Here is a 22151-nt window from a genome sequence, read left to right on the forward strand (position 1 = left end):
CGGGCAAGCGCATGGGTCGCATGACTACGACTGACGCGGCCCGGTTCACCATGCTGGATGCGGCGTTCTTCGACCAGGATAGTCCCGCCCTGGCGCGCGCCCTGATCGGCAAGGTCTTGCGGCGCCGCTGGAAAAACCAGTGGCTGTCCGCCCGCATCATCGAGACCGAAGCCTATTGTCTGGACGAGCGCGGCAGCCATGCCTCGCTGGGTTACACCCACAAACGCCGCGCCCTGTTCATGGAGGGCGGCACCATCTACATGTACTACGCGCGCGGCGGCGATTCGCTCAATGTCAGCGCCGCCGGTCCGGGCAATGCTGTCTTGATCAAATCGGCCTATCCCTGGATCGACCCGATCGCCGGTCCCGCCGCGCTGGCGGTGATGCAGGCGGAAAATCCCGACGCGCAGGGCGGCGCGCGTCCCCTGAGCCGGCTCTGTGCCGGCCAGACCCTGTTGTGCAAATCGCTGGCCTTGCGCGTGCCCGACTGGGACGCCGGCGCGTTTGATCCTGCTGAATTTTTTGTCGACGATGTCGGCGAAGCGCCGCAGACGCTGATCGAAACCACGCGGCTGGGCATCCCGGCCGGGCGCGACGAGCACCTCCCTTACCGTTTCGTCGATCCTGCTTACGCCCGCCATTGCACGCGCAATCCTCTGCGCAAGGGGCAGAGTGCGCCGGCGGACTATCGCTGGGTTGATCGCGACGGCAAGCCGGCGGCCGTGCAGGAATTCCCCCGTGGCGTCATTCCTGTCACCAGCGACCCACGCTCTTCCTGACGCGGATACCCCCGCCGAACTGTTGGCGTGACGATCGAGCTTCAGCCAGGTTTTATTACGGCAGCGTGACAGCCATCGGCTGTTTTACATCCTGCTGCGTATTCTTGGCGCAAGAAGGGTGGTTTTTGTTTTCTTTTGAGAAACGATACGTCAGAATGGCGGCGGCAAGAAGAATAGCTTCACATCACATCATTGCCGTCATCAATAAAAACAAGGGGAAAGCAATATGCAGTGTCTGCACTGTGGCGCCGAAAACAGGGATTCGGCGAAATTCTGTCTGTCTTGCGGGACCTCGTTCGCCGCATCTTCCGCACCACCGCCACCGCCGGTCGATACCATCGCTTGCCCGACCTGCCTGCACGCCAACAAACCGTCTGCCAAGTTTTGCGCCAAGTGCGGCACACAGATGCATGCCGCCAAAGTTGCTGTCGCAGCTGCCGTGCCTCCCGTGGCGTCGCCCCCGCCGGCAATTGCTTCGGCGCCGCTACCTGAATCTTTGCCGGATGCATTGCCGGAATCGTCCCCGCTTCCTGCCGCACCTGAACCCGTGCAAGTGATCGCGGCTCCCGAAGTCCGCTCTGAACCGTTGATTGAACCTGCTTCCAAAGCGACTCCTGAGCCTGTGCCGTCACCTGCCCCGAAGCCTGAGTTCACGCCGGCTCCGTTGTCAACGCCAACGCCTCCAGCATCGATCGCCGCGCCGCACGAGCAGGCGCCCACTACCGCAGCAACAACGCCTGATCCGATCCGCAGCGCCAAGCCCGGCTCGCGCCGGCCGTTGATCGCCGCGATCGGCGTTATGGCGATTGCGATTGCAGCGGGCGGTGTGTGGTGGTATTCCCATGTCGGCACTGCCGGTACTGCCAGTTCCGCAGCGGTAGCGGCCGCAGCTACACCAGCTGCCATCGCCCCCGTGGAGCCGGTCGTCGCAGTGGAAACCAAACCGGCTACGGAACTGGCTGCAGCCCCGTCTGCAGCTCCGGCCGCAGAACCCCAAGTACCCGTCGCCGCAGCGGTAGCGACCCCAGCTGCCATCGCTGCGACACCGGAAATCAAGCAGCCTTCGCCTGAAGAACTTGCCGCCCAGAAGGCGCAGTTGCAAGCCAAAAAACTTGCCGCAGAAGAAGCGCGCAAGAAAAAGGCGGAGGCGTTGCAGGCTGAACGGGATCAACGCAGTGCCCGTCTGGCCGAAGCGCAAGCGCAGGCGCGCGCCAATGCAGCGCAGGCGGCCAATGCCGCACCTGGTCCGACCAAGGTATTTACGCCAGGTGCATCGCCGACCGCAGAACGGGTCGCCGAATGCCAGCGCCAGTCTTTCTTCGTGCGCGAAAAATGCATGTGGGAAGTCTGCAACGGCAAATGGGGCAAAGACGGCTGCCCGTCCTACGACCGCAACTGAGCGTCACCCGGAAGTCCGGCCATCGGCCGGACATTCTCTCTGCAAGTCATCGGAAAGTCGGTTCGACCAGGCTTCCCGTTGCGCATCGAATCAAATAACCAAGGGGAAATTGCATGACCGACACGACCACTGCCGCACCGGCATCCGCGCCGCTGAAGTCCACATTCGATTCACTGCTTCAGGCAGCGACTGCGTTCAAGAATTTTCGCGCGCTCAGCCTGCTCGGACTGACCTTTCTGGCGGTTGTTCTGACCGGCGGGCTGCTTTCTTATCTGGCCAGCGTGACCGGCATCTACTTTCTGTTTTTCCTCGCGACCCTGCTGAGCATCGTGGTGCTGTTCTATGGCAGTAACGCCGTCGGCATCCTGCTGATGAACGACGCCCAGGGTCATCCCGACAGCCACGGTATCGTGGATGCCGTCCTGCTGTCGCTGTACACCAGCCATCGGCTGCTGGGCGTCATTTTCCTGCAGTTGCTGATCGTGCTGGCGGTGGTCATCGTCGTGGCGATCGCTTTGGCGATCTGCAAGATTCCGGTGCTGGGGCCGTTTCTCTACACGTTTGTTTTCCCGATCTCTGCGGTGGTGCTGGGCACACTGGTGTTCGCGCTGTACTTCGTGATGCTGCCGCTGGCGGCGCCTGCAGTCTGGAACGGCAGCAGCGTTTTCCAGGTCATCGCCCAACTCAACACGGTCGTGCGCAAGCAGCTGATCATGGTGTTGTTGTCGGAGTTCATCCTGTTGCTCATCACCGGCTTTGTCGCGTTCATCATTTCCATGGTGATCATTTCGGGATCGGCGATCACGTCGAGCATGTCGCTGGGCATCATCGGTTTCGGCAGCAGCGGCGGCTTGCTGGGGCTGGCCTCGGGCTTCGGCTTCGGCGGCATGGGCAGCAGCAACGGCCACGTGGTGGCCGGCATGATCGGCGGCGGCTTGCTATTCGCGGTCGGTGCGCTGATTCCCAGCCTGATCTGGACCAAGGGCATTTGCCTGGTTTATCTCAACAGCACGCGCGACCTGGATTTCTCCAAGGCGGAAGAACAGCTCAACAGCAAGCTGGACACGGTGCGCAAGAAAGCCGAAGAAGCGCGTGAACGCGCCCGCGATCTCGCTGCCCAGCAAAAGCAGAAGTCAGCAACGGAGTTTGCCGCGCCCGCTTCTGTGATCGTCGCCGGCGCAGTCGCCGATGTAGCTGCTCCGGCAGCAGTAGCACCGGCTTGCCCGGCCTGCCACGCAAGCATTGCCCCCGATGACGTCTTCTGCGGCAATTGCGGAAACAAACTGAAATAAGAGGAAACGACATGGCACGCTTTTGTACGCAATGCGGCGTTTCCAATGTGGACGCTGCGCGTTTTTGCGAAGAGTGCGGCACGCCTCTCAAGCAGACGGTGTCCGCCGCTTCTCCTGTGTTCGTCGCGCAGGAAGCCGGCGCAGCGGTCAACGCAAGCGCTGCTGCGCCCGGCGTCGGCATCAGCAAGCGCAAGCTGGCAATCGTCGCCGGCATCGCCGCTACGCTGCTCATCGCGGGCGGCGGCCTGGCCGTCTGGCTGGCGCCGGAAAGTCCTTCGGAAGCCAGTTTCAAGCGGGCGATGGAACGCTATCTGGCCGACAATGCCGACGCGCGCGACAAGCTGCTCTGTGTCGCCAACATGCGCTATCAGGGCGATGCGATCCGTGTCGCCGAATATGATGCGTTCACTCGCAACTGGATGGACGCGCTGGCACAGAGCGGCGTCTACGCGCCGGCGCAAGTGGTGCGCAGCAATTCCGGATTTCTGACGCAGACGCAATATGTCTACGCCTTGACCGAAGCGGGCAAGCCATGGATCAGGAACAATCGCCTCTGTCTTGGCGACGACGTGCGTGTGACGACCGTGTCGGGATTCGACCAGGTGCAAAAAAACGGTGAACAGAGTCTGGCTCTGGCCCGCGCGCAGCTGGAGATCAGCGGGGAAGCGCCTTGGCTGAAGCAATCGCCGCAGCGCGACAACATCCTGCAGAAGACCGGCAAGACCAGCATCCAGCTGAACATGCCGGTGACGCTGGTCGATGGGAAATGGAAGGTCGTTCAGGATGCGGCATTGCTGAGGCGGGCAGGATCCGAAAGTCCGTTCAACCTGTTCGGCCGCGACAACGCGCGCGCCGGCAGGGACGCAGCGGTGGCGTCCGGTGACGGTTTCTTGACCAAAATCAAACGCTGGTTCTCGTTCGGCGGCCATCCGCTGGTCGGCAAATGGCGTGAGCAAAGCGGTTTGCTCAACTTCGAGTTCACCAACGATCAGATGATTGAAGGCGGAAGCGCCGTCAAGGCGCGTTTCGAAACCGACGGAGACACCGTCAAAATATGGCCGGAGCAGGGCAGCGGCCTGGCGCAGGGGCTGGTTGTCACGATGCAGGGACAAGATACGGCGATCATCGACATGGGGCTCATCAAGGTCAGGTTGCTGCGCGTCAAGTGATGCATGGGTGACGCATGAGGGCGGCGCCGGGCTGGGCGCTGGGGATCATTGAGAAAACAGGCGCGGAATTTGCATCAGGCCGGGAGGTGCCTCCGCGTGGCTTCCAGCCGCGCTTTTACGGCGTGTATGCGGCTATAATGCGCGTTTTCGCACTTTAGCCCGCTCGCTTTTTAAGCCTTTTCCAGCCCCCTTTGCGTAAGGAACATGCATGAATGCCCTGATCTGGTTCGTCATACTTTATTGGGTGATTTCAGTCGGTATCGGTCTTTACGCAACCAAGTTCGTCAAGAGCGGCAAGGACTTTGCGATTGCCGGCCGGGCCTTGCCGATGTCGGTGGTGACGGCGACGGTGTTCGCCACCTGGTTCGGCTCGGAGGCGGTGCTGGGCGTGTCATCGACTTTCCTCAAGGAAGGTCTGGGCGGCATCGTGGCCGATCCCTTCGGTTCGTCGCTGTGCCTGATCCTGGTGGGCGTGTTCTTCGCCCGGCCGCTGTATCGCATGAACCTGCTGACCATCGGCGACTACTACAAAAAACGTTTTGGCCGCGCCGCTGAGATGCTGGTGACGATCTGCATCGTGATCTCTTATCTCGGCTGGGTGGCGGCGCAGATCAAGGCGCTCGGCCTGGTCTTCAACGTCGTCTCGGGCGGCTACATCACGATGCAGGCGGGCATGATCATCGGCGCCGCCAGCGTGCTGGTCTATACGCTGATGGGCGGCATGTGGGCGGTGGCGATCACCGACTTCCTGCAAATGATCATCGTGGTGGTCGGCATGCTGTACATCGGCTGGGAAGTGTCCGGCATGGTGGGCGGCCCCGGCGTGGTGATCCAGCATGCGGCCGATGCCGGCAAATTCAATTTCTGGCCCTCGCCCTCGCTCAGGGAGGTGATGTGGTTCTTTGCCGCGTGGATCACCATGATGCTGGGCTCGATCCCGCAGCAGGACGTGTTCCAGCGCGTGATGTCGTCCAAGAGCGAGAAGATCGCGCGCAACGCCTCCATCCTCGGCGGCGTGATCTATTTCGGTTTTGTGTTCATCCCGATCTTCCTGGCGTACTCGGCCACGCTGATCGATCCGGCCATGGTGGCGCGCTTGCTGGAGACCGATTCGCAACTGGTGCTGCCGACGCTGATCATGGAAAAAATGCCGGTGTTCGCCCAGGTGATGTTCTTCGGCGCGCTGCTGTCGGCGATCAAGAGCTGCGCCAGCGCGACGCTGCTGGCGCCGTCGGTGACCTTCACCGAAAACGTCATCAAGGAAATCCGTCCGTGGAAGAGCGACAAGGAGTTCCTGTTCTCGATGCGCGTGGTAGTGCTGTTGTTCACCGTCGCGGTGACCTCGCTGGCCTTGAACAGCCAGTCGAGCATTTACCAGATGGTCGAAAACGCCTACAAGGTGACACTGGTCGCCGCCTTCGTGCCGCTGGCCTTCGGCGTGTACTGGAAGCGCGCCACCCGTCAGGGTGCGCTGGCTGCCATGATCCTTGGCCTGACGACCTGGATCACGCTCGAATACGTCGCGCCGGAAGGTCTGTGGCCGCCGCAGCTGGCCGGCCTGCTGATGAGCGTGGGCGGCATGGTGTTCGGTTCGCTGCTGCCGCAACTGGTGGCGCCGATTCCGCAGGCGCCGGCTGCGGGCGCATTGAGCGCCGACTGATCTCTTCCTGATTTTCTTCCCTGCGCGATTCGCATTTTCTGCGAATCGCGCAGGCGACGCAGTTCCTTCCTGGTTGTCTTGCCCTCCTGTTTTGCAATGGTCATCACGACCGTTCACCTCGCATTTCTTCCTTGCTGAATTTGGCCGTTTTCTTGTGCCCGCGGAAAGTTGTTGTCGAAAAACCAATTGGAACTAATCAGTATTAAATCGACCTCATTGAGCATGTCTCTGCAAACTCATGAATACGATTTTTCTGCTGATGCACTGTTTCTCGACTTCGACGGCACCTTGGTGAATCTGGCTCCTGAGCCTGAAAGTGTTGTACCCGCGCCGGACCTGATCGAGATGCTGCAGCAGCTGCAAACACGCGCGAACGGCGCGCTGGCGGTTGTCAGCGGCCGTCCGGTGGCGCAGCTCGACCATTACCTGGCGCCGCTGCGCTTGCCTGCCGCCGGCGTGCACGGCCTTGAACGCCGCGATGCCTCCGGGCGGCTGGTGCAACTTGCCGCGCCCTCCACCGATGAACTGATGGAGCGGCTCGCGCCGTTCGTCGCACGTCATCCCGGCTTGCTGCTGGAGCCCAAGCGCGGCGCGCTGGCGCTGCATTACCGCAAGGCGCCGCATCTGGAACAGGCCTGTATCGAAGCGATGAATTACGCGGTCTCCAAAGCGGATTCGAACGCGAATTCGCATGCACCGGGCTTCAACGTCCTGCGCGGCAAGATGGTGGTCGAAGCCAAGGCGGCGCTGGCCGACAAGGGCGACGCCATCGCCTCGTTCATGCGCGAAGCGCCATTTGCCGGACGCCGGCCGGTGTTCGTCGGCGACGACGTCACCGATGAAGCCGGTTTCAACTGGGTGCAGACCCTGGGCGGCGGACTCGGCGTCAAGATCGGCGAAGGCGAGAGCCGGGCGCAGATGCGCCTGGACAATCCGGCGGCCTTGCATCAATGGCTGGAGCAGGCGCTGCGGGTCGCACCGCGCATCTGACATCAGCGGAATTTTTCAGACGGACGTCCTTACGTAAAGCAGCAGGCAAGTTCACCGCTCCGGCGACAACAAAAAAAGTAAAGAGAGGAAAGGCAGCATGAGCACGTCATCCATCGATACCCCCAGCAACGACACCTCCACCGGCGTCAGCAACGACGGCGACCGGCCTTCCACTTCTTCCCTCGATCTCGGCGTGATCGGCAACTGTTCCTACAGCGCGCTGATCGACAAGCTCGGCCGCGTGGTGTGGTGTTGCCTGCCGCGCTTCGACGGCGATCCGGTATTCAACGCCTTGCTTGATCCGGGCGAGAGCGGCAGCCTCTGGAGTTTCGAGCTTGAGAATTTTTCGCACAGCGAGCAGTGGTACGAACCGAACACAGCGGTGCTGAAAACGCGCCTTTACGACACGCTTGGACAGGGTGTTGAGATCACCGACTTCGCACCGCGCTTCCCGAGTCGCGGCCGCTTCTTCCGGCCGCAGACGCTGGTGCGCCGCGTGTTGCCGCTTCATGGCGCGCCGCGCTTGCGCGTGCTGTTGCGACCGCGTTTCGACTGGGGCCGCGAAGTGCCCGAGATCACGCGCGGCAGCAATCACGTGCGCTACGTCGGCTCCGAGATGACGCTGCGCCTGAACACCGATGCGCCGATCAGCTACCTGCTCGACGAGACTGCCTTCGTGATCAGCCGGCCCTTCAACTTCCTGCTCGGTCCCGACGAAACGCTGACCGGCGGCATCGGCGACACCGCACGCAGCTTCGAACAGGAAACCGTCACCTACTGGCGCAACTGGAGCCGCAGTCTGGCCACGCCGCTGGAGTGGCAGGCCGCCGTGATCCGCGCCGCCATCACGCTCAAGATGTCGGTCTACGAAGACACCGGCGCCATCATCGCCGCCATGACCACCAGCGTGCCGGAAGCGCCGGGCAGCGCGCGCAACTGGGACTATCGCTACTGCTGGCTGCGCGACGCCTTCTTCGTGGTACGCGCGTTGAACAGCATTTCCGAACTCGGCACCATGGAAGACTACCTGCGTTGGCTCACCAACGTGGTGGTGCGATCGGCCGGCGGCCACGTCCAGCCGCTGTACGGCATCGGCCTCGAAGAGGCGCTGCCGGAGCAGATCCTCGACCACCTGCCGGGCTATCGCCATCACGCACCGGTGCGCGTCGGCAACCAGGCTTACGAGCATTTCCAGCACGATGTCTACGGCAACATCATCCTCGGCGCGGCGCAGGCTTTCCACGATGCGCGCTTGCATCATCGCGCCGGCGCCGAGCAGTTCAAGCATCTGGAAGCAGTGGGCGAACGCGCCTTTGAAATGTACGACCGCCCTGATGCCGGCATGTGGGAGCTGCGCACGCGTTCGCGCATCCATACCTCGTCGGCGCTGATGAGCTGGGCCGCCTGCGACCGCCTCGGCAAGATCGCCTCGCGGCTTGAACTCGATGAGCGCGCACGCTACTGGCACGAGCGCGCCGAGATGATCGGCAAGCGCATCCTGACCGAAGCCTGGAACGAGGAGCGCCAGACCTACGCCGAAAGTTTCGGCGGCCGCGACCTCGACGCCAGCGTCTTGCTGATGGTCGAAGTCGGCCTGATCGCGCCGACCGACAAGCGCTTCATCGCCACCGTCGACGCGCTGGAAAAATACCTGTGCGACGGCCCCTACATGCGTCGCTACGAAGCGCCGGACGATTTCGGCCGGCCCGAAACCGCCTTCAACATCTGCACCTTCTGGCGCATCGACGCGCTCGCGCGCATCGGCCGCAAGGAGCAGGCGCGCGAGATTTTCGAAGCCATGCTGGCGGCGCGCAACCACGTCGGCCTGCTGTCGGAAGACACGCATCCGGTCACCGGCCAGATGTGGGGAAACTTCCCGCAGACCTATTCGATGGTCGGGATCATCAACTGCGCGATGCGACTGTCCGCATCATGGGAGAGCGTCATTTAAACGCTCGCTTCAGCCACGCTCAGCAACATCAGCAACATCAGCAACATCAGAACTGCAATTTTCACTTACACAACAACAAAGGAGTTTCACCATGTCCCGCCTCGTCGTAGTTTCCAATCGTCTCGCAGATCCGCGCAAGCCGGCGGCCGGGGGACTGGCGGTGGCGCTGGGCGAAACCCTCAAACGCACCGGCGGCCTGTGGTTCGGCTGGAGCGGCAAGGTCGTCGAAGACGGCACTCCCGGCGAGGGTGCACTGCACGTCAATCAGGCCGGGCCGGTGACGCTGGCCGAGCTCGATCTGTGCGCCGAAGACCATGACGCTTACTATCGCGGCTACGCCAACGGCGTGCTGTGGCCGGTGTTCCATTATCGCCTCGACCTGGCGCATTTCGAATCGGGGCATCTGGGCGGCTATCGCCGCGTCAACCAACTGTTCGCGCGCAAGCTGATGCCGCTGCTCAAGCCGGACGACCTGATCTGGATCCACGACTACCACCTGATTCCGCTGGCCGCCGAATTGCGCGCCATGGGCTGCGGCAACCGCATCGGTTTCTTCCTGCACATCCCGCTGCCGCCCCCGCAAATCCTGGCGGCGATTCCTTCGCATGAATGGCTGATGCGCGCCTTGTTTGCCTATGACCTGGTGGGCTTTCAGACGGAAGCGGATCTGCAGCATTTTTCGAACTACGTCAAAGCGGAGGCCACCGCCGAGACTGTGGGTGCGAGCCAGTTCCGTGCCTTCAACAGCACGGTGCAGGCCAAGGCCTTCCCGATCGGCATTGACGTCGACGATTTCCAGCGCCTCGGCCGGGCACGGGAGGCGCGCGAGACCTTCGAGAACACGCGCAAGGAATATTCGCGGCGACGCCTGCTGATCGGCGTCGACCGGCTCGATTACTCCAAGGGCTTGCCACATCGCATCCGCGCCTTCCGCGAGCTGTTGCAGCACTATCCGGAAAACCGCCACAGCGCCACGCTGTTGCAGGTGGCCTCGCCGAGCCGTGAAGACGTTGATGCCTACGCCGACATCCAGCGCGAGCTGGAAAGCCTGTGCGGCGCGATCAACGGCGACTATGGCGACTTCGAATGGATGCCGATCCGCTACATGCATCGCACAGTCGCGCGCAAACGCTTGCCGGGTTTGTATCGCGCCTGCGCGGTGGCGCTGGTGACACCGCTACGCGACGGCATGAACCTGGTGGCCAAGGAATTCGTCGCGGCGCAGGACGAGGAGGATCCCGGTGTGCTGGTGCTGTCGCGTTTCGCCGGCGCCGCCGAGCAGATGAAGGAAGCCTTGCTGGTCAACCCCTATGACACGCATGGCACCGCCGAGGCCATCCAGCACGCCTTGCAGATGCCGCTGGAAGAACGCAAGCAACGTCACGCCGCCTTGCTGGCGACGATACGCAAGTACGACGTGCACTGGTGGTGCAACAGTTTCCTCGACACATTGGAACAATCCCGTTGAAAATTCTTCTTTGTAGCGAATACGGCAAATAATCGAGCGGTTTTGTTGCTCCCCGGCAGTCCGCCGCGGGCTTGTGAGGTCTGCGTTGCACCGCCCGCACGCAGCGGACTCGTAAAAACGGCTGAAAAACCTTTATAATTCAGGGTTTTGGACGATTTTTGCTGGAGTAATTCATGCCGATTTACGCGTATCGCTGCGAAGCGTGTGGTTTTGCCAAAGATGTGCTGCAGAAGATGTCTGACGACGCGTTGACCGTCTGTCCGTCCTGCGGCAAGGACAGCTTCCGCAAACAACTGACCGCCGCCGGATTCCAGCTCAAGGGCTCGGGCTGGTATGTGACCGATTTCCGCGGCAATAGCGGAAGCGTCGCCAACAGCTCAGGCGCCACCGGCACGGCGCTGCCTGCGACCGAAGCGCCGGCGTCCGGCGACGCCGGTGCCGCTTCTGCTGCTTCTGCTGCTCCTGCTGCATCGGCTCCTGCCGCCCCGGCGGCGGCACCAGCTGCCGCAGCCCCGAGTGCTCCCAAGCCACCCAGCACCCCAAGCGCTTCCTGAGCGCCACCGCGAAAATCCATCCCATGCGCAAATACTTCATCACCGGCCTGCTGATTCTGGTCCCCCTGGCAATCACGCTGTGGGTGCTCAACCTGATCATCGGCACCATGGATCAGTCGCTGCTGCTGCTGCCTGTCAGCTGGCGGCCGGAAGCGCTGGTCGGCTTCCGCATTCCCGGCCTGGGCACCATCCTCACGCTGCTGATCATCTTCCTCACCGGCCTGGCCACGCGCAATTTCATCGGTCGCCAGGTGGTGTCGCTGTGGGAAGGCTTGCTGACCCGTATCCCGGTGGTCAAGTCGATCTACTCCAGCGTCAAGCAAGTGTCCGACACGCTGTTCTCGTCGTCCGGCAACGCCTTCCGCAAGGCGGTGCTGGTGCAGTATCCGCGCCAGGGCTCGTGGACCATCGCGTTCCTGACCGGCATCCCGGGCGGCGAAGTGAAGAACCACCTGCAAGGCGCCGACTACGTCAGCCTGTACGTGCCGACCACGCCGAATCCGACCTCGGGATTTTTCCTGATGGTGCCGCGTGCCGACACCATCGAGCTGGACATGAGCGTGGACGAAGCGCTCAAGTACATCGTCTCGATGGGCGTGGTGGCGCCGGAAATGCAGGCCGACAAGAAGATTATCACCGACATCGCCGCCGACGCGGCCAATCATAATTGAGGGGGCGTTCAGCGCTCTTCAAGATCGACCGCGCTGTTCTGCCCCGCCTTCGCCCTGCCAGCAGCACCGAACACAAGAAGCAAAAAACTGAATCAAACGAAACTGAAAACGGAATAACGGAACCTGAATATGTCCATGCGAACTCAATACTGCGGCCTCACCACTGAGGCACTGCTCGGCCAAACCGTCAGCCTGTGCGGCTGGGTGCATCGTCGTCGCGACCACGGCGGCGTGATCTTCATCGACCTGCGCGACCGCGAAGGCCTGGTGCAAGTCGTCTGCGATCCTGATCGCGTCGACGTGTTCAAGAACGCCGAAGCCGTGCGCAATGAATTCTGCCTGCGCATCACCGGCATCGTGCGCAACCGTCCTGACGGCACCGGTAACGCCAACCTGAAGTCGGGCAAGATCGAAGTGCTGGCGCACGAACTGGAAGTGCTGAACCCATCGGTCACGCCGCCGTTCCAGCTGGACGACGACAACCTGTCGGAAACCACCCGCCTGACGCACCGCGTTCTGGACCTGCGCCGTCCGCAAATGCAAAACAACTTGCGCCTGCGTTACAAGGTGGCGATGGAAGTGCGCAAGTTCCTCGATGCGCAAGGCTTCATCGACATCGAAACGCCGATGCTGACCAAGTCGACCCCGGAAGGCGCACGCGACTACCTGGTGCCGTCGCGCGTGAACGCCGGTGAATTCTTCGCGTTGCCGCAATCGCCGCAACTGTTCAAGCAGCTGCTGATGGTCGCCAACTTCGACCGTTACTACCAGATCACCAAGTGCTTCCGCGACGAAGACCTGCGCGCCGATCGCCAGCCTGAATTCACCCAGATCGACTGCGAAACCTCGTTCATGAACGAACAGGAAATCCGCGACCTGTTCGAAGGCATGATCCGCCTGGTCTTCAAGAACGTGCTCGATATCGACCTGCCTGATCCGTTCCCGGTCATGGACTTCGCCACCGCGATGGGCATGTACGGTTCGGACAAGCCGGACATGCGCGTCAAGCTGGAATTCACCGAACTGACCGACGTCATGAAGGATGTCGACTTCAAGGTCTTCGCCGGTGCAGCCAACAGCGAAGGCGGCCGCGTGGTCGGCCTGCGCGTGCCGGGCGGCGCCGAAATGCCGCGTTCGGAAATCGACGCCTACACCCAGTTCGTCGCCATCTACGGCGCCAAGGGCCTGGCTTACATCAAGGTCAATGAAAAGGCCAAGGGCCGCGACGGCCTGCAATCGCCGATCGTCAAGAACCTGCATGACGCCGCCCTGGCCGCCATCGTCGAGAAGACCGGTGCGCAAGACGGCGACCTGATTTTCTTCGGCGCCGACAAGGCCAAGGTCGTCAACGACGCCATCGGCGCGCTGCGCGTGAAGATCGGTCACAGCGATTTCGGCAAGAAGAACGGTCTGTTCGACGACGTTTGGCGTCCGCTGTGGGTGGTTGACTTCCCGATGTTCGAATACGACGAAGACAACCAGCGCTGGGTCGCCCTGCATCACCCGTTCACCTCGCCGAAAGATGGTCACGAAGATTTCATCTCGACCAATCCGGCAGCCGCCATTGCCAAGGCCTATGACCTGGTGTTGAACGGTTGGGAAATGGGCGGCGGTTCGGTCCGTATCCACCGCGCCGACGTGCAGAGCAAGGTGTTCCGCGCGCTGAAGATCAACGACGACGAAGCACGCCTGAAGTTCGGCTTCCTGCTGGATGCGCTGCAATACGGCGCGCCTCCGCACGGCGGCATCGCCTTTGGCCTGGATCGTCTGGTCACTATGATGGCCGGCGCCGAGTCGATCCGCGACGTCATCGCTTTCCCGAAGACCCAGCGCGCGCAAGATTTGTTGACGCAAGCACCGTCGGCGGTCGACGAGAAGCAACTGCGCGAGCTGCACATCCGTCTGCGCAATGCGGAGCCGGCAATCAAGGCGTAAGCGTAGCAAGCAACATGGCCATACCGTCCGCGCCTGATCCGCGCGGACGGGCAAGTCGAAAGAAGGCGCGTGCAGCAATGCATTGCGCCTTTTTTCATGGGCGCGTGGTTTTCCGCCATTCCTTGTTGCGGCGTGCATCCGGTATAAATCTTTTCCGCATGCATGCGCTGCAAGCATGGCGACATGCGCAGATATCATTTCCGGCTTGCTTCTTGCTCGTCCTATCATCGGATGCATATCCATCAAGGGGAGAGACCATGCAAACCAACACCGCCTACGTCGCGCCGCCGGTTGTCGTCAGCAACGACCAGCGCCGCCGCGCCATCATCGCCACCGTGATCGGCAACGGCCTTGAATGGTTCGACTTCACCGTCTACAGTTTTTTCGCCGTCATCATCGCCAAATTGTTTTTCCCCACCGGTAACGAACTGACCTCGCTGCTGCTGGCGGTAGCCACCTTTGGCGTCGGCTTCTTCATGCGCCCGGTCGGTGGCATTTTGCTCGGCATCTACGCCGACCGCGTCGGCCGCAAGGCGGCGCTGTCGCTGACCATCCTGCTGATGGCGGCCGGCACCACGCTGATCGGCATCGCACCGACGTATGAACAGATCGGCCTGTTCGCGCCGCTGATCATCGTGGTGGCGCGCCTGCTGCAAGGCTTCTCGGCCGGCGGCGAAATGGGCAGCGCCACCGCCTTCCTGACCGAATATGCACCGGTCAAGGAACGCGCTTTCTATTCCAGCTGGATCCAGGCCAGCATCGGTGTGGCCGTGTTGCTGGGCGCTGCGGTCGGCACCTACGTCACCAGCAGCCTGACTCCGGAAGCGTTGGCGAGCTGGGGCTGGCGCCTGCCGTTCCTGCTGGGCATCATCATCGGCCCGGTCGGCTATTACATCCGCCATCACCTTGATGAAACACCAGCCTTCCTCGAGGCCAAGGACAAGACCGATTCACCGCTCAAGGAAATCATTCGCAACTATCCGCGTGAAACCACCGCGAGTTTTTCGATGGTGATCCTGTGGACGGTCTGTACTTACGTGCTGCTGTTCTACATGCCGACGTATTCGATCAAGGTGCTCAAGCTGCCGCAATCGACCGGCTTCATCGCCGGCATGGTGGGTGGTCTGTGCATCATGGTGTTCGCACCGGTGGTTGGCCGCATCGCCGATCGCTATGGTCGCCGCGGCTTGCTGTCGGGCGCCGCGCTGCTGATCCTGCTGCTGGCGTATCCGATGTTTGCTTACATCAACCATGCGCCCGGCCTCGGCTCGCTGCTGGTGTTCCAGCTGGTGTTCGGCATCCTGATCGCGACTTATACCGGTCCGATTCTGGCGGCGTTCTCCGAGCTGTTCCCGGCCAAGGTGCTGTCGACCGGTTTGTCGGTGGCCTACAACCTGGCGGTGACGATTTTCGGCGGCTTCGCTTCGTTCATCATCACCGGCCTGATCGCCGCCACCGGCAGCACCATGGCGCCGGCGTTCTACGTGATGATCGCCGCCGCCATCAGCCTGGTTGGCACCCGCTTCGTGCGCGAACCTGCGTATCTGCAACGCGCTTAGTTTCAGTTTTTGCTTTCAATTTTCAAGATTCGATTTTTCCATGACCAAGATTCTCCTGCAGGGCGGCAACGTCCTCGACCCGGCGCACGGCAGCCTGCTGCTTCGCCACGATGTCCTGATTGAAGACGACCGCATCATCGACGTCTCTGCGACGCCTATCGATGTGCCGAATGCCTCCGATATGCAACGTATCGACGTGACCGGCAAGACCGTCATGCCCGGCCTGATCGATTGTCACGTGCACGTGCTGGCCTCGCTGGCGAACCTGGGTGCGAACGCCTTGCAACCCGGTTCGCTGACGTCGATCCGCGCGTTGCCGATTGTCGAAGCCATGCTCAACCGCGGCTTCACCACCGTGCGCGACGCCGGCGGCGCCGACTGGGGGCTGGCGCAAGCCATCGCCATCGGGCTGGTGCCGGGGCCGCGGATCTTCCCGTCCGGCAAGGCCTTGTCGCAGACCGGCGGACATGGAGACTTCCGCCCGCGTTCGGATGTGCTGGAGCCATGCTCCTGCGCCTTCCGCGCCGGCGCGATTGCGCGTGTGGCCGACGGCGTCGACGCCGTGCGGCTGGCTGCCCGCGAAGAAATTCAGAAGGGTGCGACGCAGATCAAGATCATGGCCTCCGGCGGTGTCGCCTCGCCGACCGATCCGATCGGCAACACGCAGTACAGCGAAGACGAAATCCGCGCCATCGTGGCCGAAGCGGAAGCGGCGCAGACTTACGTCATGGCGCATGCCTACACCGGCCGTGCCATTTCACGCGCCGTGCGTTGCGGCGTGCGCACCATCGAGCACGGCAACCTGGTGGATGCCGATGCTGCGCGCGTGATGCGCGAATATGGCGCTTTCGTGGTGCCGACGCTGGTGACTTACGACTCGCTGGCGCGGGATGGGGCACGCCTCGGCTTGCCGGCCGATTCGGTCGCCAAGATCGAATCGGTGCGCCAGGCCGGCCGCGACTCGCTGAAAATTTACGCCGAGCATGGCGTGCAGATGGGCTTCGGCTCCGACCTGCTGGGCGAGATGCACCAGGACCAGTCGCAGGAATTCGTCATCCGCGCCGAGATCCTCGGCAACCTGGAAGCGATCCGCTCGGCCACCTCGATTGCCGCCGCCATCCTGCAGCGCGACGGCGAACTCGGCACTGTGCGCGCCGGCGCGCGCGCCGACCTGATCGTGGTCGACGGCAATCCGCTCGATGACATCCAGTTGCTGGCGGGGCAGGGCGAGCACCTGTCGCTGGTGATGCAGGGTGGTTTCGTGCATCGCAATACTTGCAGCACGCGTTGAATCCGGGTGGGCATGTTTTTCGCTCTATGATGGAGCTCTGAGTTGTTCAACACGGGCTGCCATCATGCGTATTTCTCCACTTCCTCCTCTGCCGTCGCTGATCGCGTTTGAAGCTGCCATGCGGCACAGCAGCTTCACGCGCGCTGCGGCGGAACTCCATCTGACGCAAAGCGCCATCAGCCGCCAGATCGCGCAGCTGGAGCGTTTCCTCGGCAAGAAGCTGTTCATCCGCGAGCCGCGCGCGCTGCGCCTGACCGTCAGCGGGCAACGCTACGCCGAAGAGGTGCAGCGCCTGCTGGTCGGCTGCGCCGAAGTCACCGAAGACATCATGAAGCGCAAGGGCCACAGCGAACTGACGGTGGCCTGTTCGTCCGGTGTCGCGGTGCTGTGGCTGACGCCGCGGCTGGCGCGGTTCCGCGCGCTGCAGCCGGAGTGCCATCTGCGCCTGATCGTCAACGACAGCCTCGCCGCCTTGTCGGAAACCGATTTCGACATGGCCATCTACTTCCTGCGCGACGGTCCGCCGTCCGGGCTGGCGGCACGCCGCTTGTATGACGAAGAAGTGTTCCCGGTGTGCTCGCCGGCCTATCTTGCCGGGCGCACACTGGCGCCACGCGACTTGTTGCAGGAAACCCTGCTGATGCAGGAAGACGGCCAGCGCCAGTGGATGTCCTGGCAGAACTGGATGGCGCAGAACGGCCTCGGTGACGCCCGCATCGAACATCAGATCCTGTCCAATCAATATCCGATCCTGCTGCAACTGGCGATGGAAGGCCACGGCATCGTGCTGGCCTGGCGTCACATGATCGACGCCTGCATGCGCGCAGGCTTGCTGGTGCGCGCCTGCGAGGCCAGCGCCAGCCTGGGCGGCGGCTATTATGCGGTGTGGCCGCGCGACCGCATCGAGCACGCGGCGGCGCGCAGTTTCCGCAACTGGCTGGTCGAGGAGAGCGCCGTCGCCGTTGCGGACTGATCGTGCGACGGGCGATGCGGATACAATGGGCGTTGGCAACTTGTCACATGCTCAAGAGAAATGAACCGTCCCTTTAAAATCCCCGAGTCCGTCCTGGTCGTCATCTACACCGCAGCGCTGGACGTGCTGCTGATCGAACGCACCGACAAGGCTGGCTACTGGCAATCGGTCACCGGCTCCAAGGACGCGCCTGACGAACCCCTGGTGCTGACCGCACAACGCGAGGTCGAGGAGGAAACCGGGATTGTGATTAGTGACGAAATCAGTGTTTCGCCGACAGCCGCCAATCGCGTTCCGTGCGATCATCTCAGCGACTGGAAGTTGTCGAACGACTACGAAATCTACCCGGTCTGGCGTCACCGTTATGCACCCGGCGTCACGCGCAACCTCGAGCACGTGTTCGGCTTGCTGGTGCCGCAAGGGATTCCGGTGACCCTGGCGCCGCGCGAGCATACGCGCTACCAGTGGTTGCCGTACCGCGCCGCGGCCGACCTGTGTTTCTCGCCGTCGAACGCCGAAGCGATCCTGCAGTTGCCACAGTACATTTAGGTTGTTGACGTGCATTCGTAACGTCGACGACCGCAGTCTTATTTGAATTCACCAAGAGGTTTTGCCGATCGTATGAAGTTACGCATAGCCACTTACAACATCCACAAGGGGGTCACCTCCTTCAGTGGGCGCCCGCGCATCCATGCGCTCAAGCAGGCGCTGGCGCAACTCGACGCCGACCTGGTGTTCCTGCAGGAAGTGCAGGGTCGTCACGATCGCATCGCCCTGCGCCACGCGGCGCTGTGGCCGCAACAGGCACAGCACGAATACCTGGCCGGCGAATCGCACCATGCCGCTTACGGCGTCAACGCGGTGTATGACCACGGCCATCACGGCAACGCCTTGCTGTCGCGCTTCGCGATCGCCTCGGCGCGCAACCAGGACGTCTCCGATCACGCCTACGAATCGCGCGGCATCCTGCATTGCGTCGTCGAGATCGAGGGCGTGCCGGTGCATTGCTACGTGATCCATCTCGGCCTGTTCGCGGGCGGCCGCCGTCGCCAGACCGCGGCGCTGATCGAAGCGGTGCGCGCGTCGTCGCCGCCGGACGCGCCCATCATCATCGCCGGTGACTTCAATGACTGGGGCAACAAGCTCAGCGAATTCCTGCGCATCCGCCTGGGCGTGAGCGAAGTGTTCGAACAGCATGGCTCCGCGCACGGCCTCATGAGCTACCTGCGCAAGCTCGGCGGCATGCGGCCGGCGATCCAGCCGGCGCGCACCTTTCCGGCGTCGATGCCGATGTTGCGGCTGGACCGCATCTACTTGCGCGGCTTCGAAGTCGAATCGGCGGAAGTCATGCGCGGCGGCCTGTGGGCGAACCTGTCGGATCACGCCCCCATAGTCAGCACCTTGCGCTTAAAATGACGGCAGTCCAACTTCCGTCCTCCCTTTCCTTGCCAGCTCTCTTTCTTGACTATCGCCATCGCGCGGGCCTGCCATGCGCGTAATCAGCTATAGCGGCGACAACAATGTGGTGCTGCTGCGCAGCGGCGCCGAATTCTTTCCAGCGCTGATCGCCGCCATCGACGACGCCCACGTCGAGATCTATCTCGAGACCTACATTTTCCGCATTGACGATACCGGCATCCTGGTGCGCGAGGCCCTGGCGCGCGCGGCCAAGCGCGGTGTCATCGTCAGCGTCATCACCGACTGGGTCGGCACGGGCCGCGTCCACAGCAAGCAGGTCAAGGCGACGCTGACCGCCGCCGGCATCCAGCACCGCTCTTTCAATCCCTGGTTCCGGCGCGGCGTTGCGCGCAGCCATCGGAAACTATGCGTGGTGGATCGCAAATGGGCGTTTGTCGGCGGGCTCAATATCAATGACGATTTTATCGACGACGCCAGCCACGAAATATTGCCGGCGCCGCGCTGGGATTTCGCGGTGCAGATCAACGGGCCGCTGGTCGAGGCGATCCATGAGGAAATGCAAAACCAGTGGATACGCACCGGCAAGATGAAGCTGCGCGCGCGCTGGGATAAATTCAAAATGGCGCGCTATACCCAACATGGCACCGAGCCGGGACAAGCGTTGGCCGGGCTGGTGGTGCGCGACAACCTGCGCAATCGCCGCACCATCCAGCGCGCTTATCTGCAAGCGCTCGGCCGTGCCCGCGAAACGGCGTTCCTCGCCAATCCCTATTTTGCGCCCGGCCGCAAGCTGCGCCGCGCGCTGGAAGAAGCCGCCATGCGCGGCGTCAAGGTGACTTTGCTGCTCGGCGTGGGACAGTTTTATATGCAGGATGCGGTGGCGCATTCCTTCTATCCGAAACTGCTCAAGGCCGGCGTGCGCATCGTCGAATACACCAAGACCCAGCTGCACGCCAAGGTCGCGGTGATCGACGACGAATGGGCCACGGTCGGCTCCAGCAACTACGACGGCCTCAGCCTGTTCGTGAACCAGGAGGCCAACGTCGTCGTCAGCGACGTCGACTTTGCCGCCACCCTGCGCAACGAAATCGAAGTCGGCCTGCGCGAGGGCAGGTTGGTGCAGTTGCAGGATTTCCTCCATTCGCCTTGGTACAAGCGCCTCTGGTACGGCACCGCCTTCCTCATGTATCGGGGAATCATCCGCATCATTACCTTGGGACAGGACGCTTAGCGCTCCTGCATGTCATTGCCTTTACACAAGGCTGGGTCATAATGCACTTTCATTTTTGCAGGCGCATGCGAGCAGATGCGCGATGTTGCCGGCCTGAATGGAATGCCTATCCCATCAATAAAGACAATCAATTTCTCAATATCAATAAATTTAATTAAAGTTCATGCAGCACCGCCATCATGCAGGCACAGATGCGGGTCTTCTAACCTAGATTTTTAAAGGGATGTGACATGAGCAACAAGTTAACCACCTCCGCCGGCGCCCCGGTCGCCGACAACAACAACATCCAAACTGCAGGCCCGCGCGGTCCGGCTCTGCTGCAAGACGTCTGGTTCCTCGAAAAGCTGGCGCATTTCGACCGCGAAGTCATTCCCGAGCGACGCATGCACGCCAAGGGTTCGGCCGCCTACGGTACCTTTACAGTGACGCACGACATCACCAAATACACCAAGGCCAAGATCTTCTCCGAAGTCGGCAAGAAAACCGACCTGTTCCTGCGCTTCTCGACCGTCGCGGGCGAACGCGGCGCGGCCGATGCCGAGCGCGACATCCGCGGCTTCGCCATCAAGTTCTATACCGAGCAAGGCAACTGGGACCTGGTGGGCAACAATACGCCGGTGTTCTTCATGCGCGATCCGCACAAATTCCCGGACCTGAACCGCGCCGTCAAGCGCGACCCCAAAACCAACTTGCGCAGCGCCAACAACAACTGGGATTACTGGACGCTGCTGCCGGAAGCGCTGCATCAGGTCACCATCGTCATGAGCGACCGCGGCCTGCCGCGCTCGTATCGCCACATGCACGGTTTCGGCAGCCACACCTTCAGCTTCATCAACGCCGCCAATGAGCGCTTCTGGGTCAAGTTCGCCTTCAAGACCCAGCAGGGCATCCAGAACCTGACCGACGCCGAAGCCACCGAGCTGGTCGGCCGCGACCGCGAAAGCTCGCAGCGCGACCTGTTCGACGCGATTGAGAACAAGGACTTCCCGCGCTGGAAACTGTTCGTGCAGATCATGCCCGAGAAGGACGCCGGTTCTTATCACCTCAATCCGTTCGACCTGACCAAGGTGTGGCCGCACAAGGACTATCCTGAAATCGAAGTCGGCGTGCTGGAACTCAACCGCAATCCGGAAAACTACTTCGCCGAAGTCGAGCAGGCTGCTTTCTCGCCGGCCAACGTGGTCCCGGGCGTGGGCTTCTCGCCGGACAAGATGCTGCAAGGCCGCCTGTTCTCGTACGGCGACGCGCACCGTTACCGTCTCGGCGTGAACCATTACCAGATCCCGGTCAATGCGGCGCGTTGCCCGGTCCATACGTCGCACCGCGACGGCGCCATGCGCGTCGACGGCAACCACGGCGCGACCCTGGGCTACGAGCCGAACAGCTACGGCCAATGGCAGGAGCAGCCGGATTTCCGCGAGCCGCCGCTGGCCCTCGAAGGCGCCGCCGATCACTGGAACCATCGCGTCGACGAGGACTACTACTCACAGCCGCGCGCCTTGTTCCAGCTGATGACGCCGGCCCAGCAGCAGGTCCTGTTCGAGAACACCGCACGCGCCATCAACGGCGCCTCGGAGCCGGTCGTGCAACGCCATATCGACAACTGCACCAAGGCCGATCCTGCCTACGGTGCCGGTGTAGCGAAGGCAATTGCGGCGCTCAAGGCCGGCAGCAAGTAAGGCAGGGCATACTCGCCGGAAGGTAGTTCCGGCATCGAAAAACGCCGCTGTTCCGCAAGGACGGCGGCGTTTTTTATAGACAAATAAATTTGAATATTTGCGACGTTCATACCGAAAATCCACCGTATCGC

The 22151-nt window shown here is 62.2% G+C and carries 18 protein-coding genes and 1 pseudogene; all 19 read left to right on the top strand.

Annotated elements, in window-relative coordinates:
• Positions 1-20: 20 nt before the first annotated feature.
• The 19 genes and pseudogenes from ACIROY_RS05015 to ACIROY_RS05105 all read left to right on the top strand — a co-directional run bounded on the left by ACIROY_RS05015 (position 21) and on the right by ACIROY_RS05105 (position 22020).
• The gene (locus ACIROY_RS05015) at positions 21-779 is read left to right on the top strand and encodes a DNA-3-methyladenine glycosylase (RefSeq protein ID WP_402277659.1); all 759 of its coding nucleotides are present in this window, start codon (positions 21-23) and stop codon (positions 777-779) included.
• A gap of 226 nt (positions 780-1005) precedes the next feature.
• A pseudogene (locus ACIROY_RS05020) lies at positions 1006-1167 on the top strand (zinc-ribbon domain-containing protein); the annotation flags it as partial.
• A gap of 276 nt (positions 1168-1443) precedes the next feature.
• Complete coding sequence (locus ACIROY_RS05025) at positions 1444-2178, top strand: hypothetical protein (RefSeq protein WP_402277713.1); 735 nt, start codon at positions 1444-1446, stop codon at positions 2176-2178.
• Positions 2179-2291: 113 nt separating this feature from the next.
• Positions 2292-3470 carry a hypothetical protein gene (locus ACIROY_RS05030; RefSeq protein WP_402340200.1) on the top strand — a complete coding sequence of 393 codons (1179 nt, stop codon included), beginning with the start codon at positions 2292-2294 and terminating at the stop codon, positions 3468-3470.
• Positions 3471-3481: 11 nt separating this feature from the next.
• Positions 3482-4639 carry a zinc-ribbon domain-containing protein gene (locus ACIROY_RS05035; protein ID WP_402277656.1) on the top strand — a complete coding sequence of 386 codons (1158 nt, stop codon included), beginning with the start codon at positions 3482-3484 and terminating at the stop codon, positions 4637-4639.
• A 208-nt stretch (positions 4640-4847) separates the two neighbouring features.
• Complete coding sequence (locus tag ACIROY_RS05040; protein ID WP_402277655.1) at positions 4848-6299, top strand: sodium:solute symporter family protein; 1452 nt, start codon at positions 4848-4850, stop codon at positions 6297-6299.
• 222 nt (positions 6300-6521) lie between these two features.
• Positions 6522-7289, top strand: coding sequence for a trehalose-phosphatase (gene otsB / locus ACIROY_RS05045; protein ID WP_402277654.1), 768 nt, complete (start codon positions 6522-6524; stop codon positions 7287-7289).
• Between the two features lie 97 nt (positions 7290-7386).
• A complete protein-coding gene (locus ACIROY_RS05050; protein WP_402277652.1) occupies positions 7387-9240 on the top strand; it encodes a glycoside hydrolase family 15 protein in 1854 nt (617 codons plus the stop codon).
• Positions 9241-9331: 91 nt separating this feature from the next.
• Positions 9332-10708: an alpha,alpha-trehalose-phosphate synthase (UDP-forming) gene (gene otsA / locus ACIROY_RS05055; protein WP_402277648.1), complete on the top strand. Its 1377-nt coding sequence runs from the start codon at positions 9332-9334 to the stop codon at positions 10706-10708.
• A gap of 173 nt (positions 10709-10881) precedes the next feature.
• Positions 10882-11262, top strand: coding sequence for an FmdB family zinc ribbon protein (locus ACIROY_RS05060; RefSeq protein ID WP_402277647.1), 381 nt, complete (start codon positions 10882-10884; stop codon positions 11260-11262).
• 23 nt (positions 11263-11285) lie between these two features.
• Positions 11286-11933, top strand: a complete 648-nt coding sequence (locus tag ACIROY_RS05065) for a DUF502 domain-containing protein (RefSeq protein WP_402277646.1) — start codon at positions 11286-11288, stop codon at positions 11931-11933.
• A 129-nt stretch (positions 11934-12062) separates the two neighbouring features.
• Complete coding sequence (gene aspS / locus ACIROY_RS05070) at positions 12063-13868, top strand: aspartate--tRNA ligase (RefSeq protein ID WP_402340203.1); 1806 nt, start codon at positions 12063-12065, stop codon at positions 13866-13868.
• Positions 13869-14125: 257 nt separating this feature from the next.
• The gene (locus tag ACIROY_RS05075) at positions 14126-15427 is read left to right on the top strand and encodes an MFS transporter (protein ID WP_402340206.1); all 1302 of its coding nucleotides are present in this window, start codon (positions 14126-14128) and stop codon (positions 15425-15427) included.
• A gap of 40 nt (positions 15428-15467) precedes the next feature.
• A complete protein-coding gene (locus tag ACIROY_RS05080) occupies positions 15468-16718 on the top strand; it encodes an amidohydrolase family protein (protein WP_402340209.1) in 1251 nt (416 codons plus the stop codon).
• A 64-nt stretch (positions 16719-16782) separates the two neighbouring features.
• A complete protein-coding gene (locus ACIROY_RS05085) occupies positions 16783-17691 on the top strand; it encodes a LysR substrate-binding domain-containing protein (RefSeq protein ID WP_402340212.1) in 909 nt (302 codons plus the stop codon).
• A gap of 60 nt (positions 17692-17751) precedes the next feature.
• The gene (gene nudB / locus ACIROY_RS05090; protein ID WP_402340215.1) at positions 17752-18240 is read left to right on the top strand and encodes a dihydroneopterin triphosphate diphosphatase; all 489 of its coding nucleotides are present in this window, start codon (positions 17752-17754) and stop codon (positions 18238-18240) included.
• 72 nt (positions 18241-18312) lie between these two features.
• The gene (locus ACIROY_RS05095) at positions 18313-19107 is read left to right on the top strand and encodes an endonuclease/exonuclease/phosphatase family protein (RefSeq protein ID WP_402277638.1); all 795 of its coding nucleotides are present in this window, start codon (positions 18313-18315) and stop codon (positions 19105-19107) included.
• A 73-nt stretch (positions 19108-19180) separates the two neighbouring features.
• Positions 19181-20341, top strand: a complete 1161-nt coding sequence (clsB, locus tag ACIROY_RS05100; RefSeq protein ID WP_402277636.1) for a cardiolipin synthase ClsB — start codon at positions 19181-19183, stop codon at positions 20339-20341.
• A gap of 230 nt (positions 20342-20571) precedes the next feature.
• Positions 20572-22020, top strand: a complete 1449-nt coding sequence (locus ACIROY_RS05105) for a catalase (RefSeq protein ID WP_402340218.1) — start codon at positions 20572-20574, stop codon at positions 22018-22020.
• The last annotated feature ends 131 nt before the right edge of the window (positions 22021-22151 follow it).

Source organism: Herbaspirillum sp. NPDC101396, assembly GCF_044767365.1.
GTDB lineage: Bacteria > Pseudomonadota > Gammaproteobacteria > Burkholderiales > Burkholderiaceae_D > Herbaspirillum.

Bases quoted from the DNA above. Each gene is read 5' to 3' on its own strand.
- ACIROY_RS05015 (WP_402277659.1), top strand. From the start codon at position 21: ATGACTACGACTGACGCGGCCCGGTTCACCATGCTGGATGCGGCGTTC.
- ACIROY_RS05030 (WP_402340200.1), top strand. From the start codon at position 2,292: ATGACCGACACGACCACTGCCGCACCGGCATCCGCGCCGCTGAAGTCC.
- ACIROY_RS05035 (WP_402277656.1), top strand. From the start codon at position 3,482: ATGGCACGCTTTTGTACGCAATGCGGCGTTTCCAATGTGGACGCTGCG.
- ACIROY_RS05040 (WP_402277655.1), top strand. From the start codon at position 4,848: ATGAATGCCCTGATCTGGTTCGTCATACTTTATTGGGTGATTTCAGTC.
- otsB (WP_402277654.1), top strand. From the start codon at position 6,522: ATGTCTCTGCAAACTCATGAATACGATTTTTCTGCTGATGCACTGTTT.
- ACIROY_RS05050 (WP_402277652.1), top strand. From the start codon at position 7,387: ATGAGCACGTCATCCATCGATACCCCCAGCAACGACACCTCCACCGGC.
- otsA (WP_402277648.1), top strand. From the start codon at position 9,332: ATGTCCCGCCTCGTCGTAGTTTCCAATCGTCTCGCAGATCCGCGCAAG.
- ACIROY_RS05060 (WP_402277647.1), top strand. From the start codon at position 10,882: ATGCCGATTTACGCGTATCGCTGCGAAGCGTGTGGTTTTGCCAAAGAT.
- ACIROY_RS05065 (WP_402277646.1), top strand. From the start codon at position 11,286: ATGCGCAAATACTTCATCACCGGCCTGCTGATTCTGGTCCCCCTGGCA.
- aspS (WP_402340203.1), top strand. From the start codon at position 12,063: ATGTCCATGCGAACTCAATACTGCGGCCTCACCACTGAGGCACTGCTC.
- ACIROY_RS05075 (WP_402340206.1), top strand. From the start codon at position 14,126: ATGCAAACCAACACCGCCTACGTCGCGCCGCCGGTTGTCGTCAGCAAC.
- ACIROY_RS05080 (WP_402340209.1), top strand. From the start codon at position 15,468: ATGACCAAGATTCTCCTGCAGGGCGGCAACGTCCTCGACCCGGCGCAC.
- ACIROY_RS05085 (WP_402340212.1), top strand. From the start codon at position 16,783: ATGCGTATTTCTCCACTTCCTCCTCTGCCGTCGCTGATCGCGTTTGAA.
- nudB (WP_402340215.1), top strand. From the start codon at position 17,752: ATGAACCGTCCCTTTAAAATCCCCGAGTCCGTCCTGGTCGTCATCTAC.
- ACIROY_RS05095 (WP_402277638.1), top strand. From the start codon at position 18,313: ATGAAGTTACGCATAGCCACTTACAACATCCACAAGGGGGTCACCTCC.
- clsB (WP_402277636.1), top strand. From the start codon at position 19,181: ATGCGCGTAATCAGCTATAGCGGCGACAACAATGTGGTGCTGCTGCGC.
- ACIROY_RS05105 (WP_402340218.1), top strand. From the start codon at position 20,572: ATGAGCAACAAGTTAACCACCTCCGCCGGCGCCCCGGTCGCCGACAAC.